This is a genomic window from Pantoea sp. X-Soil-TKNS-1280 (assembly GCF_059730475.1).
The window spans coordinates 2816326-2831792 of sequence record NZ_AP035962.1 but is presented as its reverse complement, the minus strand read 5'-3'; the positions used below and the strand labels follow the sequence as shown (position 1 = coordinate 2831792).

Annotated in this window: 9 protein-coding genes; 2 read left to right on the top strand and 7 right to left on the bottom strand. The window is 56.6% G+C overall.

Annotated features, from left to right (window positions below; all coding sequences use genetic code 11):
• Positions 1–194 precede the first annotated feature (194 nt).
• The 7 genes from trhP to AC6I8X_RS13090 all read right to left on the bottom strand — a co-directional run bounded on the left by trhP (position 195) and on the right by AC6I8X_RS13090 (position 12672).
• Positions 195–1568, bottom strand: coding sequence for a prephenate-dependent tRNA uridine(34) hydroxylase TrhP (gene trhP / locus AC6I8X_RS13120; protein ID WP_497839946.1), 1374 nt, complete (start codon positions 1566–1568; stop codon positions 195–197).
• Between the two features lie 142 nt (positions 1569–1710).
• Positions 1711–2418, bottom strand: a complete 708-nt coding sequence (gene baeR, locus AC6I8X_RS13115) for an envelope stress response regulator BaeR (protein WP_497839945.1) — start codon at positions 2416–2418, stop codon at positions 1711–1713.
• Positions 2419–2427: 9 nt separating this feature from the next.
• Positions 2428–3813: an envelope stress sensor histidine kinase BaeS gene (baeS, locus tag AC6I8X_RS13110; protein WP_497839944.1), complete on the bottom strand. Its 1386-nt coding sequence runs from the start codon at positions 3811–3813 to the stop codon at positions 2428–2430.
• Entirely contained in the window at positions 3810–5219 is a 1410-nt protein-coding gene (mdtD, locus tag AC6I8X_RS13105) for a multidrug transporter subunit MdtD (RefSeq protein ID WP_313684862.1), read from the bottom strand. The genes baeS and mdtD overlap by 4 nt, the downstream gene beginning before the upstream one ends.
• A 15-nt stretch (positions 5220–5234) precedes the next feature.
• The gene (mdtC, locus tag AC6I8X_RS13100; protein WP_497839943.1) at positions 5235–8312 is read right to left on the bottom strand and encodes a multidrug efflux RND transporter permease subunit MdtC; all 3078 of its coding nucleotides are present in this window, start codon (positions 8310–8312) and stop codon (positions 5235–5237) included.
• Positions 8309–11431, bottom strand: coding sequence for an MdtB/MuxB family multidrug efflux RND transporter permease subunit (locus AC6I8X_RS13095; RefSeq protein ID WP_497839942.1), 3123 nt, complete (start codon positions 11429–11431; stop codon positions 8309–8311). The genes mdtC and AC6I8X_RS13095 overlap by 4 nt, the downstream gene beginning before the upstream one ends.
• The gene (locus AC6I8X_RS13090; protein ID WP_497839941.1) at positions 11431–12672 is read right to left on the bottom strand and encodes an MdtA/MuxA family multidrug efflux RND transporter periplasmic adaptor subunit; all 1242 of its coding nucleotides are present in this window, start codon (positions 12670–12672) and stop codon (positions 11431–11433) included. Before AC6I8X_RS13090 ends, AC6I8X_RS13095 begins: the two co-directional genes overlap by 1 nt.
• A gap of 241 nt (positions 12673–12913) precedes the next feature.
• Here AC6I8X_RS13090 and AC6I8X_RS13085 point away from each other — a divergent pair, with 241 nt between their 5' ends.
• Together AC6I8X_RS13085 and AC6I8X_RS13080 are read left to right on the top strand one after the other, a co-directional pair.
• Positions 12914–13876, top strand: coding sequence for an aldo/keto reductase (locus tag AC6I8X_RS13085; RefSeq protein ID WP_497839940.1), 963 nt, complete (start codon positions 12914–12916; stop codon positions 13874–13876).
• Between the two features lie 246 nt (positions 13877–14122).
• Positions 14123–15460: a carbohydrate porin gene (locus AC6I8X_RS13080; RefSeq protein WP_299445568.1), complete on the top strand. Its 1338-nt coding sequence runs from the start codon at positions 14123–14125 to the stop codon at positions 15458–15460.
• Positions 15461–15467 lie beyond the last annotated feature (7 nt).

Genomic DNA, 15467 nt, shown 5'->3' with positions numbered 1-15467 from the left:
TAGCATAGCTGGGCAGGGAACTTTATCGGCGGGTGACGAAAAAAGAAAACCCGCACGGGGGAGCCGGGCGGGTGAATGAGGTGGTTCCTGGTACTACCTGCTGTTTATTGTTACTCGTTAGCAGCGGAAGCGAGTTTACGCCAGGGCGAAACGGCGGTCTGTGATCTTGTTCTAATTTCAACCATTTCTTTTCATTACGTGCGATTGCTGGCGTGAGGATCGCGCGTGCTGTCGCCATCGGTGAAATTACGCAGCAGCAGGGCGAAAGCCAGATCGACATGTTCCGGCACCGGCAACCAGATGCGGTGGCCGTCACCCGGAGCCACCTCAACTGCGTTGCCTTTGTCATTCTGCATCGCTTCCAGCCGACAGTTCAGATTGCCGTTGGGCGTCATGATCTCCAGTTCATCACCGAGCAGGAATTTGTTCTTCACTGCCACCTGCGCCCAGTCACCCCGGCGTTCGCCGGTAAACTCGCCGACAAACTGCTGGCGTTCGGATACCGAGTAACCCTGCTGATAATTCTGGTAACTGTCATGGGTGTGGCGACGCAGAAAACCTTCGGTATAGCCGCGATGCGCCAACCCTTCCAGCGTTTCCAGCAGCGCGGGATCGAAGGGCTTACCGGCAGCGGCATCGTCAATGGCCCGACGATAAACCTGCGCGGTACGTGCACAGTAATAAAATGACTTGGTACGCCCCTCAATCTTCAGGGAATGCACTCCCATCTGACTCAAACGCTCGACATGCGCCACCGCGCGCAGATCTTTGGAATTCATGATGTACGTACCATGTTCATCCTCAAAGGCGCTCATGGTCTCGCCGGGTTTCATCTTCTCTTCCATCAGAAACACCCGGTCGGTGGGGGTACCGATGCCGAGCGTCGGTGCACTGTCCTGCATCTCCACCGGCTGATGAAAACCGACAATATTGCCGACTTCATCCTGCTGGCCTTCTTCCACCTTGTATTCCCAGCGGCAGGCGTTGGTGCAGGTACCCTGGTTGGGATCGCGTTTGTTCAGGTAGCCCGAGAGCAGGCAACGGCCGGAATACGCCATGCACAGCGCACCGTGTACGAAGATCTCGATTTCCATTTCCGGCACCTGCTGGCGGATCTCGGCAATTTCTTCCAGTGACAGTTCACGCGACAGGATCACCCGCGTCAGTCCCATCTGCTGCCAGAATTTCACCGTCGCCCAGTTGACGGCATTAGCCTGCACCGAAAGATGAATCGGCATCGCCGGAAAGGCTTCACGCACCAGCATAATCAGGCCGGGATCGGACATGATCAGCGCATCCGGCTGCATCGCCACCACCGGCGTCAGATCGCGGATAAAGGTCTTCAGCTTGGCGTTATGCGGCGCAATATTGACGACAACGTAGAATTTTTTACCGAGCCGATGGGCTTCATTGATGCCTTTGGCGAGGTTTTCATGGGTGAATTCGTTATTGCGCACGCGCAGGCTGTAACGAGGCTGACCGGCATACACCGCGTCGGCACCATAGGCAAAGGCATAGCGCATATTCTTCAGCGTTCCCGCTGGAGAAAGCAGTTCAGGTTTAAACATGGGATCTCACTGATGTCAGGTCAGCATGCCATCGTGGATGGCATGTGCAGTGGCCGTGTCAGACAGCCCTGCAAAAGGTGGGGAATTTTAGGCAGGGCCACCGCGAAGTAAATTGACCTGGATCAAGGTAATGCGCTGCCTGCTACACTAAGCGGCACACATCGGCTTCCCAGCGATAGCCCATACCGTATACCGCGCGGATAAAGGGTTGCTCGGCATCGAGATTTTCCAGCTTACGGCGCAGATTTTTGATGTGACTGTCGATGGTGCGATCGGTGACCACGCGGTAGTCGTCATACAAATGGTTAAGCAGCTGCTCGCGCGAAAACACTTTGCCCGGCTCCAGCGCCAGAGTTTTCAGCAAACGAAACTCGGCGGGCGTCAGCTCCAGCGGCTGTTCACGCCAGCTGGCCTGAAAGCGGCTTTCATCAATCAGCAAATGGGACGCCTGCTGGACTTCTTCCGGCGAGCGTTTAACACGGCGCAGGATGGTTTTCACCCGAGCCACCACTTCGCGCGGACTGAATGGCTTACAAATGTAATCGTCAGCACCGATTTCCAGCCCCAGCAGGCGATCGATCTCTTCAGTGCGCGCCGTCACCATAATGATCGGCAGATCGGAAAAACGGCGGATTTCACGGCACAGGGTCAGGCCATCACGGCCAGGCAGCATTAAATCCAGCAGCATCAGATCCGGCGGAGACTGCTGCACATAACTCAGCACCTCGCTGCCATCGCCAATGTGATGGGTGCGGTAATTAGACGCCTGCAGATAATCAATCATCAGCTGCGCCAGTTTTGGCTCGTCTTCAACAACAAGGATTAAAGGGTCTTGCTTTTCCGTGCTCATAGGCTGCGCTTAGTGAGGAACATAGGGCAAGTTTAGCGTGATTTGCAGTCCACCTAAATCAGAGAGATCTGCACTGATGCTGCCGCCATGCGCTTCCGCAATATTTTTGCAGATGGCCAGGCCGAGGCCCGAACCGCCGCTGGCACGGTTGCGTGAGCTTTCGGCACGGAAGAAGCGCTCAAAAAGCCGTGCCTGATGGGCCGGATCGACACCGGGTGCGCTGTCTGCAAAGCACAGCTGCCAATGGTCACCCTGGTTTTTCATGGTCAGACGTACCTGACCACCCGCATCGGTATAGCGCAGGCTGTTTTCCAGCAGATTGGTGAACAACTGCATCAGCCGGTCCGGATCGCCGAAGCTGGCCGCCTCAGCAGGCAGCGACAACTGTAATGTCAGTTGGCGGCTGCGATAGCGCTCACCAAAACTGCCTGCCACCACTTCCAGCAGATGGACCAAATCCACCGCCTGCTTGCGATAGGCGAGGGCACCGGCATCCGACAGCGACAGTTGATGCAGATCGTCCACCAGTTTGGTCAACACCACCACTTCGCTTTGCAGCGAGATAATGGCCTCCGGCGTCAGTTTACGCACGCCATCCTGCATCGCTTCCAGCTCACCGCGTAAAATCGCCAGCGGAGTCCGTAGTTCGTGGGAGATATCCGCCATAAAGGCGCGGCGATTGCTCTCATTTTTTTCCAGTGAACTGGCAAGCTGGTTGAAGTCACGCGCCAGCTGACCAAGCTCGTCGCTGCTGCCCACTTCAACCCGGGTGGCGAAATCCCCCGCGGCCAGATGATGGGTTCCATCCACCAGGCGTTTCACCGGGGCCAGTAAACCGCGCGCCATCAGCCAGGTCGCCAGCGCCGCCATCAGTGCGGTAAACGCCACAATGATCCAGCTGGTACGGCGTTGTTGCTGGTCAAAATTGATATCGGTGCTGCGCGTCAGGCGTTCCGCCGGAGAACCAATCACCCAGCCAACCACTTTACCGTTGCTGGTGGTAATGTTGCGCCTTGTGCCTTCAGGCGGTACCGGTGAACGCGGGCCGGACAGCACTTTGTACTGCTGGTCGATGATCCAGAACTGAGTACGCCAGCCGTGGGGTGGCAACTGATTTTCGCTGCCGGGATTCTGCTCCAGCGAACGCAGGATGGTAAAAATCAGGCGGTCATTATTGCGCAGAAAATCCCAGTTGCCGTGCTGCTCGTATTGATCGGCGAGCGCATCGCTGAGCAGTGTCAAACGTTGTTCGTTGCCTTTGCGGATGTAATCCACGAAGCCGTGTTCAAAGCTGAGTCGCACTCCCCAGTGCATGATGATAATCACCAGCATGCAGGTGGAAAAAATGGCCAGAAACAGCTTGGGACCAATCCCGAGTTTGACTGGCTGCTTCATCCTTCGCTCCTTTTACGTCGCAAATCGACGTTTTTGCTCACATCCTGCGGCACACGCCAGAACACCAGCGCAGGCAGGATAATCACCAACGCCATGCACAGGTAGGAGTAGATAAAGGTTTGATGGGCTGCAGCGCTATTCACTACCGCGCCATGACCGAAAGCACCGAGCAGCAGACCAGCCACGGTCACCCCGATACTGGTGGAGAGCTGCATAATCATTGACAGTAAACTGTTGCCGCTGGACGCCAGATCGTCAGGTAACTCTTTCAGCGTCAGGGTATTCATCGAGGAGAAGCGGATCGCGTTAACCATGCCCTGCAGTAACAACACCACCGGCAACAGCCAGGTCCAGCCGAGCAGCGCCACCGCCGGAAACAGCAGCACCACCAGCGCCAGTGCGCAGGTGCCGCCCACCAGCGCGTTGCGGTAGCCAAACATATTGACGATCCTGACCACCACGCGTTTGATCCCCATATTGCCCAGCACCATGGGAATCATCATCAGGCCAGCATGAAACGGGCTAAACCCGAGACCGACTTGCAGGAAAATCGGCGTCATAAACGGCAACATGCCGCTGCCGATGCGGCCAGTAAAGCTGCCGAGCAGGCCGATGGAATAGATACGGTTATCGAATAATTTCAGGCTGAACAAGGCGTTGTCGTTGTTACGACCATGCATCAGGTAGAATAGCAGGGAAAATACGCCAACCAGGATCAGCAGGCCGAGCAGCAACGGCGAGCCACCGGTGCTGCGCTGTCCATCCAGCGCCAGCGTCAGAGTTGCCATACCCACCGCCAGCAGGCCAAAGCCGAGAAAATCGAAGCGCCGGGTTTGCATGGTGTAGTTGGGCATGATGGCCAGCGTGGCGATCGCGCCGATAATGCCTACCGGGATGTTAATCAGGAAGATCCAGTGCCAGCTGGCGTACTGTACCAGGATGCCGCCGAGCGCCGGGCCGAGGAGCGGGCCCACCTGGCCGGGTAAGGTGACAAAAGTCATTGCCGACATGTACTGCTCGCGCGGGACAATTTTCATCACCGTTAAGCGCCCGACTGGCACCATCATCGCGCCGCCCACCCCCTGAATCACACGCGCCAGGATCAGTTGATCCAGCGAGGAGGAGAAGGCGCAAAATATCGAGCCAATGCTGAATAACACGATGGCGGTGAAGAAGATATTGCGCACGCCAAAACGGTCCGCCAGCCAGCCGCTTAGCGGCAGGGTAACGGCCACTGTCAGGACGTAGGACACAATCACCGAATGCATATGCAGCGGGCTGACGTTAAGGTCATGCGCCATCGACGGGATGGCGGTGTTAACGATGGTGGTATCCAGCGACTGCATAAAAAAGCCAAAAGCGACAATCCACAGTTGCCATCGCACTGTCGCGTTCTGAGTGGTCATGGTTTCTTCATCCCGTCAATTCTCCTGAATGTTGATCAGTACCGGACGCTTCCTGCGCCGCAGCTTATCCATCATCAGATACACCACTGGGGTGGTGTAGAGTGTCAGCAGCTGGCTCATCACCAGGCCACCGGCGATGGTGATGCCAAGCGGCTGACGCAGTTCCGCGCCGTCGCCGCTGGTCAGCACCAGCGGCAGTGCACCAAACAACGCCGCCAGTGTGGTCATCATGATCGGGCGGAAACGCAGCTGACAGGCCTGGAAAATCGCATCACGCGCGGTCAGATTGCCTTTGCGCTCTGCTTCGAGGGCAAAATCGACCATCATGATGGCGTTTTTCTTCACGATGCCAATCAGCAGCAGAATGCCAATCAGCGCAATCAGGCTGAACGGCGTATTAAACAGCTCCAGCGCCAGCAGCGCGCCGACCCCGGCCGAGGGCAGGGTAGAGAGAATGGTCAGCGGGTGGACGTAGCTCTCGTACAAAATCCCCAGCACGATATAGACCGCCGCAATTGCCGCCAGAATCAGGTACAGCTGGCTGGATTGTGATTGCTGGAACACCTGTGCGGTACCCGCAAAACTGCCGCGTACGCTGGCGGGCACACCGAGAGCGGTCATGGTGCGGTCGATGGCATCCGACGCCTGGGATAAGGATACCCCTTCCGGCAGGTTGAATGAGATAGTCGAAGCGGCCGATAAGCCCTGATGGTTAACAGACAGCGGCGCGTTGGCCGGTTGCCAGCGGGCAAACCAGCTCAGTGGGATAGCTTTGCCGTCGCTATTGATCACGAACATCTGGTCCAGCGCGCTGATATCCTGGGTGTAGCGCGGATCCACTTCCATCACCACTTTGTACTGATTCAGCGGCTGATAAATGGTGGAAATCTGCCGCTGACCAAAGGCATTATTCAGCAGCGCGTTGGCGGCGGAGACATCGATCCCCAGCCGTGCCATGCTGTCGCGATCGTACGTCAGGTCCATTTCGCTGCCTTTGTCCTGTTGATCCGAGTTGACGTCGGCCAGTTCCGGCAAGCTGGAGAATGCCTGACGGATCTGCGGTTCCCAGGTGCGCAGGTCCGTCAGATTATCGGACAGCAGGCTGTACTGATAACTGGCATTGGATTCACGTCCACCGATGCGAAGATCCTGTACCGCGTTGAGGTAGAGATTTGCGCCCGGTTCCTTCGCCAGTTTGATGCGCAGGCGCGCAATCACCTGCTGCGCATTTTCGCTGCGCTCAGATAAAGGTTTAAGCGAGATGAACATCGAACCGCTGTTGGTACGCGAACCGCCGGTAAAGCCGGTGACGTTATCCACCGCCGGATCGGCTTTGATGATGTTCATAAAATCCTGCAATTTGCCGCGCATCGCCTGGAAGGAGATGCTCTGATCGGCGGAAATAAAGCCAGTCAGCCGCCCGGTATCCTGTTCTGGCATAAAGGTTTTGGGGATAGAAATAAACAGCCAGATGGTCAGACCGACGGTAGCGATCAACACCAGCAATACCCAACGCGCATGATCCAGTACCCAGCCCAGCGAGCGACCGTAGCCATGCTGTACCGCCATCAGCAGCCGACCAAAACCCCGTAAGCGCGGTTGCGCGCGACGGGCCTGGGGCTTAAGCAAATACGCGCACATCATCGGTGTCAGGGTGATGGAGACAAACAGCGAAATCAGAATCGCCACTGACAAGGTGATGGCGAACTCGGAGAAGAAACGCCCAATCAGGCCGCCCAGCATCAGCAGCGGCAGGAATACCGCAATCAGCGACAGGCTCATCGACAACACGGTAAATCCGACCTCGCGCACCCCCTGCAAAGCGGCCTGCAGGGGTTTCATCCCCGCTTCCACATGGCGCGCAATGTTCTCCAGCACCACGATGGCATCATCCACCACAAAGCCGGTGGCGATGGTCAGCGCCATCAGCGACAGGTTGTTCAGGCTGAAGCCACACAGATACATGGCGGCAAAGGTGCCAATCAGCGAAACCGGCACCGCTGCGGCGGGGATCAGCGTGGCGCGGCCATCGCGCAGAAAGAAAAATACCACCAGAATCACCAGCGCCACAGCAATCACCAGCGACTGCTCCACCTCATGCAGTGAGGCGCGAATGGTCGGCGAACGATCCTGAGCGACCTGTAAGTCAATGGACGCCGGGATCACATCATGCAGCAGTGGCAGTTCGGCGCGGATACGGTCAACGGTATCGATAACGTTGGCATCCGGTGATTTGCGGATGATCAGCAGTACCGCGGGTTTGCCATTGGTCATCCCGGCGTTACGCACGTCCTGCACCGAGTCCTGCACGTTCGCCACGTCACTGAGCCTGACAGCCGCCCCGTTGTTGTAGTGCACCACCAGCGGCTGGTAATCGCTGGCAGATTGCAGTTCATCGTTGGTACGCAGCTGCCAGCGCAGTTGCTGATCGTCAATCGCACCCTGCGGGCGGCGCTGGTTGGCGTTAACAATGGCGGTGCGTACCGCATCCAGTGAAACACCCTGATTAAATAGCGCCTGTGGATTGAGATCGACACGCACCGCCGGTAATGAACTCCCCCCGACGGTGACATCGCCAACCCCTTCAATCTGCGACAATTTCTGCGCCAGCTGGGTTGAGGCGTAATCATACAGCTGACCGGGATTATAAATGTCCGAGGTCAGCGTCAGAATCATGATGGGCGCGTCGGACGGGTTGGCTTTGCGATAAGTCGGACGGCTCGGCATACCCGTCGGCAGCAGACTTTGCGCGGCATTGAGCGCCGCCTGCACATCGCGCGCGGCACCGTTGATGTCACGGTCAAAATCAAACACCAGAATAATACGGGTGCTACCGAGCGAGCTGGTGGAGGTCATCTCGCTGACCCCGGCGATACGCCCCAGTGAGCGCTCTAGCGGGGTCGCGACCGACGACGCCATGGTTTCCGGCGAGGCGCCGGGCAGGGAAGCGGAAATCACGATTACCGGAAAATCCACCTGCGGCAGCGGCGCAACCGGCAGCAGGCGGAAGCCGAGAATACCCGCCAGCGCAATCGCCAGCGTCAGCAGCGTGGTAGCGACAGGCCGGTGGATAAACAGGGCGAAAAACTTCACGGTTGTGCCTCCGAACGTTGGAAGCGGCGGCGCGTGGCGTGCGCCAGACGGTCAAATAACAGGTAGATCACCGGCGTGGTGAACAGCGTCAGGATCTGGCTGAGGATCAGCCCCCCTACCATCGCGATCCCCAGTGGACGCCGTAGCTCAGCACCCGCACCCATGCTCAGCATCAGCGGCAACGCGCCAAGCAACGCCGCCAGGGTTGTCATCAGTATCGGGCGGAAACGCAGCAGGCAGGCCTGATAAATCGCCTCATAGGGGGCCATCCCCTGTTCACGTTCGGCGGCCAGCGCGAAGTCGATCATCATGATGGCGTTTTTCTTCACGATACCGATCAGCAGGATGATGCCGATGATGGCCACAATATCCAGCTCGTTACCGCTCAGCATCAGCGCCAGCAGCGCACCCACCCCGGCGGTGGGCAGCGTTGAGAGGATGGTGATGGGGTGAATAAAACTCTCGTACAGCACGCCGAGCACGATATACATCGCCACCACCGCCGCGATAATCAGCCACACCGTGCTGGTCAGCGCCGCCTCGAACGCCAGCGTGCTGCCCTGGAATTGCGTCATCATTTCGGCGGGCATCCCCACCTGATCTTCCGCCGCACTGATGGCTTTAACCGCTTCACCCAGTGAATAGCCCTCGGCGACGTTAAATGAAAACGTGGCTGACGGGAACTGGTCAAGATGGTTGATGCTCAGTGCGGCGTGACGTTCCTCCACCGTGGCAATGGCGCTGAGCGGTACGCTGCCACCCGCGGTGCTGGCAAGACGAATGCCGTCAAGGCTGGCAAGGCCGGGTGTGGCATCGTTGTTTTGTCCCAGCACCACGCGATACTGATTTGCCTGGGTGTAGATGGTGGAGATCAGGCGCTGACCAAAGGCGTTGTACAGCGCGTTGTCGATATCCGCCATGGTGATGCCGAGCCGGCTGGCGCTGTCGCGATCGACGCGAATAAAGGCTTCCAGCCCCTGATCCTGCCAGTCGCTGCTGACATCGCGTAACTCAGGCAGGGTATTGAGCTGGTTAAGCAGCGCAGGAACCCAGGTACTGAGCGACTCCAGCGAACCCGATTGCAGCGTGAACTGATAAGGGGTGCGGCTGGCCTGGGTATCGATGGTGAGATCCTGTACCGGCTGCAACCAGAGCGAGACCCCCGGAATCTGCGCCACCGCTGCCTGTAGCCTTTTTTGTACCGCCGGGATGCGGTCATCACGCTCGGACAGGGGTTTCAGGTTGATTTGCAGCCGTGCGCTGTTGAGCGCGGCATTGGTGCCGTCAACACCGACAAATGATGTCAGGCTCTGCACTGCCGGATCTTTCATCACAATCGACGCCACATCACGCGTGCGTTGCGCCATGCTGGCATAGGAAACCGACTGCGGAGCCTGCAATGTCCCCTGAATAATGCCGTTGTCCTGCTGGGGAAAGAAGCCTTTCGGAATCGCTATCCACAGCAACACGGTCAGCAGCAGGGTACCGATCGCCACCGATAGCGTCAGCCAGGGATGTCGAAGTACCTGTGTCAGCCAGCGACCATAACCGGCGATGATACGGTCAAACATCGCTTCACTGGCGCGGGAAAAACGATTTTGTTTACGCAGCGATTCGAGACTTAGCATACGCGCGCACATCATTGGCGTCAGCGTCAGCGACACCACGGCGGAAATCAGGATCGCCACCGCGAGGGTTACGGCAAATTCGCGGAACAGGCGGCCAATCACATCGCCCATAAATAACAGCGGAATCAGCACGGCAATCAGCGAAAAGGTCAGGGAGATGATGGTGAACCCGATTTCGCCTGCGCCTTTCAGTGCGGCGGTCAGGGGTTTCTCACCTTTCTCCAGATAACGGGAAATATTCTCGATCACCACGATGGCATCATCAACCACGAAGCCGGTGGCAATGGTCAGCGCCATCAGCGTCAGGTTGTTAATGGAGAAACCGAGGAAATACATCGCGGCAAAGGTGCCCACCAGTGACAGCGGCACCGCTACCGCCGGGATAATGGTCGCCGGGACATTACGCAGGAACAGGTAAATGATCATCACCACCAGACCCATCGCCAGCATCAGTTCATGCTGAGTATCCGCAACGGAGGCACGGATATTGGTGGTGCGGTCGGTCAGCAGTGTGACCTCAACCGACTTAGGTAACGCTGCGGTGAGCGATGGCAGCAGGGCGCGAATGTTATCAGCGGTGGCAATGATATTGGCCCCCGGCTGACGTTGCACGTTAAGCACAATCGCGGGCTGTCGATTGGCCCAGGCACCGAGCCAGCTGTTTTCTGCTCCCTGTTCAATGGTGGCAACATCGCCCAGACGCACTGGTGCGCCATTGTTGTAGCTGATGATGAGGCGGCGATAATCCTCGGCGGAGGTCATCTGATCGTTGGCGGACAGGGTGATGGAACGAGTAGGGCCATCCAGGCTGCCTTTAGCTGAATTGACGTTGGCATTGCTGATCGCCGTGCGCACCGTTTCGCTGGTTAGCCCCAGCGCCGCCAGCGCCTGGGCGTTCATTTGCACACGAACTGCCGGGCGTTGCCCGCCAGAAAGGGTCACCAGCCCGACACCGGAGACCTGGGAAATTTTCTGCGCCACGCGCGTTTCCACCATATCCTGCACCTGAGTTAACGGCATGCTGGTGGTGGTGACGGCGAGAGTCATAATCGGCGGATCCGCCGGATTGACTTTACTGTAAACCGGCGGGTTAGGCAGATCGCTGGGTAGCAGGTTGGTGGCGGAGTTGATCGCCGCCTGCACTTCCTGTTCCGCTACATCCAGTGACAGTGAGAGCTGGAATTGCAGTGTGACCACCGAAGCGCCACCGGAGCTTTGCGAGGACATCTGCTTCAGCCCGGACATCTGGCCGAACTGACGCTCCAGCGGTGCGGTAATTGAGGAGGTCACCACATCCGGGCTGGCACCGGGGTAGAGGGTGACCACCTGAATCGTCGGATAATCCACTTCCGGCAACGCGGACACCGGCAGGAAGCGATAACCGAGAATACCGGCCAGCAGGATGGCGATCATCAGCAGTGTGGTCGCCACCGGGCGTAGAATAAACAGGCGCGACGGTCCGCCGCTGGCGTCGGGAGGCATCACCTGCATTATTGACGTTCTCCGCGTGCCGGTTGGGTGGCGCGCCGGTTCAGCGGCGTGGTGCTTTGCGGTGCGACAATTTCGACCGTCGCCCCTTCAGTTAAGCGGTCCAGACCATCGGTGACCACGCGATCCCCTGCGGCCAGCCCGGCACTGATCACGACTTGCTGGCTGTCCTGCAAACCGGCGGTGACCCGTTTTTTACTCACTTTATTCTCGCTGTTCACCACCCAGACGAAATGACCCTCATTACTCATTTGCAATGCGGCGGTGGGGATCACCACTGCATCCTGCAGGGTATCGACTTTCAGGCGCGCATTGACGAACTGGTTGGGGAACAGCGCGTCATCCTCGTTGCTGAAGCGCGCTTTCAGTTTGATGGTGCCAGTGGTGACATCGATCTGGTTATCAATACTCAGCAGGGTGCCGGTGGTCAGCAGGGTTTTATTGCTGCGATCCCAGGCATCCACCATCAGCGGCTGGCCGCTTTTCTGTGCTTTGAGGATCTGGCTGATATTGTTCTCTGCCACGCTGAACACCACGTCGATCGGGTGGGTTTGCGTGATCACCACTAACCCAGTGGTATCACTGGAAGTCACGTAGTTACCGACATCAACCTGTTTCAGGCCAACCCGCCCGGAAATGGGGGCGGTGATGCGGCTATAGGTCAGATTGAGCTGGGCGCTGGCGACGTTACCTTCATCGGCTTTGATGGTACCGAGGGTTTCACTCACCAGTGAACGTTGGGTATCCAGTTCCTGCTGCGACACCAGCGCGGTTTTCGCCAGTTGTTCATAACGGGCTAAATCACGGCGCGCATTCGCCAGTGTGGCCTGATCTTTCGCCAGTTGTCCCTGAGCCTGAATCAATGCGACCTGATAAGGGCGTGGATCGATTTCTGCCAGTAACGCCCCGGCAGCCACCTGCTGGCCTTCATTGAAATGCAGTGCCATGAGCTGACCATCCACACGGCTGCGTACTGTGACGGTGTTGGCGGCGGTGACGGTGCCCAGCCCACTCAGATAATGCGGAACGCTTTGTAATTCGGCGTTTGCGGCTTGCACCGGTGCCAGTGGACGCCCCCCACTATTTGCGCCACCGGCACCGCGACCATGATGGCGCTGTCCTTCGGCCTGTGGTTGTTTATTCGGTTCTGCCGGATGCTGCCACCAGTAATAACCTCCGGCCAGCACAGCGACGATCGCCAGGGTGATGAGACTTTTTTTCCACAATGGATGTCGGTTCTTCATGAATTGATGCGCTCTCCTGCGTAGTCGTTTCCCAAAATGCGCAACCCAACCAACCGGAGCGCAAACCAAAGAATTGTAATCGCCTGGTCTGGGCAAAAATTGAAGGAATTAAGAATATCGTTCTGAGCCTGCTAATTATTCATATTCTGTACGAATTTATCAGGATTTTTTCACCAGCAGGTTTCGGCCCTTTGCTAAGCTCGGAAGCTATACCGTCTCGTTTCAATTAAGGAGAAATAAAATGAGTCAACAATCTACCCGCCAGCTTGGCGACAGTGGTATTGCAGTGCCGGTTCTCACTTTTGGAGGCAATGTCTTCGGCTGGACCGTTGATGAGAAAACCTCGTTTTCCCTGCTGGATGCGCTGGTGGAGAAGGGATTGTGGTTCATCGACACCGCCGATGTTTATTCACGCTGGGTACCCGGTAATGCAGGCGGTGAATCCGAAACTATCATTGGCAATTGGCTGAAGAAAAGCGGCAAACGCGACAGCATCGTACTGGCGACCAAAGTTGGTATGGAGCTGTCACCGGAAAAAAACGGCCTGAAGCCACAATATATTCGTCAGGCAGTGGAAGATTCGCTGCGCCGTCTGCAAACCGACTACATCGACCTGTATCAGGCACACCGCGACGATCAGGATACCCCGCTGGCCGAGACGCTGGCCGCGTTTGATTCGCTGATCAAAGAGGGCAAGGTCCGTGCCATTGGAGCCTCTAACTACAGCGCCGACCGTTTGCAGGAAGCACTAAAAATCAGCGAGCAGCAGGGATTAGCACGTTATGAAACTCTGCAACCTGAGTACAACCTTTATGATCGCCAGGGTTACGAAAACGGCCTGGAGCAGGTCGCGGTGGAACATGGCCTGGGCGTGATTAATTATTATTCACTGGCGAGCGGCTTTCTGAGCGGAAAATACCGTAAAGCTGCGGATGCCAGCAAAAGTGCACGCGGGCAGGGCGTGGTTGCCAAATATCTCAACCCGCGTGGCCTGCGTATTCTGGAAGCGCTGGACGATGTGGCTGACTCGCACGATGCTTCGCCAACCCAGGTGGCACTGGCCTGGCAGATTGCGCGCCCGAGCATCACTGCACCGATTGTGAGCGCGACCTCGCTGTCGCAGATTGATGATCTGGTGAAAGCGACACAGCTGACGCTAAGCAAACAGGAGATTGAAGAACTGTCTCGCGCTAGCGCAGAGTAGTCGTTTAACCACAGCGGCGCGATTTCTCGCGCCGCAACAATAAGTTAGTCTCGGGACTGTTCCATTATTTTTTCCAGTCAAAAAATGCCATTTTCTGCAAAAGATTTTCATTCATAGATCGCTGTCACAATTGCGTTAAAAAACTGTCACTCTGCGGAACTCTGAGCACATATTTGCAAAAACCTCTCCCACCCCAGAACTATTCTCTGCTCGATCTTTCCAGAAACTCACAAAAGAATAATCATCATGAACAGAAAAGAAGCAGTGCAACGCCTTCCGAGCCGTCTGGCCGCGGGAACCATTATGTTTGCTCTGCTGAGTGCCTCTGCCGTGGCAGCGGATGCATTCAGCTACGATTCACCCTACATGTTCGGTGACTGGGGCGGTTACCGAACCCAACTGGAGAATGATGGCGTTAAGTTTGATGTTAACTACACCATGGAAAGTGCTTCTAACCTGGGTGGCGGTTACGATAAAAACACTTCAATGCGCTACAGCGACCAATGGGCGTTTGGCGTTAATTTAGACCTGGAAAAACTGCTGAACTGGCAGGATGCTGAATTCCAGATGACCATCACCGACCGTAATGGCCAGAATATTTCTGATCAGGTGGGCGATCCGCGTAGCGGCATGCTCTCCTCTGTGCAGGAAGTTTATGGTCGTGGACAGACCTGGCGTTTAACGCAGTTCTGGTTACGTCAGGGATTATTTAACGATGTGGTTGATATCAAAGCCGGTCGTGTCACGGTGGGCGAAGACTTCGATAACTTTGATAGCAAGTTCCAGAACCTGGCATTCGGTAGCGGCCAGGCCGGTAACTGGCGTGGCGATCGTTGGTACAACTGGCCGGTTTCCCAGTGGGGCGGTCGTATCAAATTTAACATTACCCCGGAAGTCTTCTTCCAGGTGGGCTTCTACAACGATAACCCGAAAAACTACGATACCGGCAATGGCTTCCGTCTCGATATGGGCAATTCCTTAGGCAATATGGTGCCGGTGGAATTGGGCTGGAAACCCACCTTTGGTCCGGACAAACTGCCGGGTAACTACCGTATCGGTTATTACTATTCTTCAGTTGATGGTGATGTCTACGGTAGCTGGCGCAACGGTGGTTACCAGGATCAGGCGCATGCCTACGGCGGTTATGTGCTGTTGCAACAACAGCTGACTGCACAGGGTGGCGATGCCAGCCGTGGTCTTGGCGTGACGGTTCAGGCGGTAATGAACGACCACAAAACCTCGAAAACCGACAACTATCAATCCATCAGCTTTACCTGGAAAGGGCCGTTTGACGCGCGTCCTGCCGATGAAATTGGTATTGGTGCAGCACGTATTCACGTCAACAGCTCTTACACCACAGCATTACGCCAGCAGAATGCGGCTAACGGTGAGACGGACTACAACAGCCCGACCTATCTGCCGATTCAGGATGGTTCAGAATACAACTATGAAATCTACTACAACGCTCAGCTGACCAAATGGCTCCAGCTGCGTCCGAACCTGCAATATGTCACGGCGCCGGGTGCAGTGAGCGAAGTGAAAGATGCGTTTATTGGTGGTATCGCGGCAAATATCAGTTTCTAATCAGAAA

Excerpts from the sequence above, each read along its gene's own strand:
- trhP (WP_497839946.1), bottom strand. The coding sequence starts at position 1,568 with ATGTTTAAACCTGAACTGCTTTCTCCAGCGGGAACGCTGAAGAATATG.
- baeR (WP_497839945.1), bottom strand. The coding sequence starts at position 2,418 with ATGAGCACGGAAAAGCAAGACCCTTTAATCCTTGTTGTTGAAGACGAG.
- baeS (WP_497839944.1), bottom strand. The coding sequence starts at position 3,813 with ATGAAGCAGCCAGTCAAACTCGGGATTGGTCCCAAGCTGTTTCTGGCC.
- mdtD (WP_313684862.1), bottom strand. The coding sequence starts at position 5,219 with ATGACCACTCAGAACGCGACAGTGCGATGGCAACTGTGGATTGTCGCT.
- AC6I8X_RS13095 (WP_497839942.1), bottom strand. The coding sequence starts at position 11,431 with ATGCAGGTGATGCCTCCCGACGCCAGCGGCGGACCGTCGCGCCTGTTT.
- AC6I8X_RS13090 (WP_497839941.1), bottom strand. The coding sequence starts at position 12,672 with ATGAAGAACCGACATCCATTGTGGAAAAAAAGTCTCATCACCCTGGCG.
- AC6I8X_RS13085 (WP_497839940.1), top strand. The coding sequence starts at position 12,914 with ATGAGTCAACAATCTACCCGCCAGCTTGGCGACAGTGGTATTGCAGTG.
- AC6I8X_RS13080 (WP_299445568.1), top strand. The coding sequence starts at position 14,123 with ATGAACAGAAAAGAAGCAGTGCAACGCCTTCCGAGCCGTCTGGCCGCG.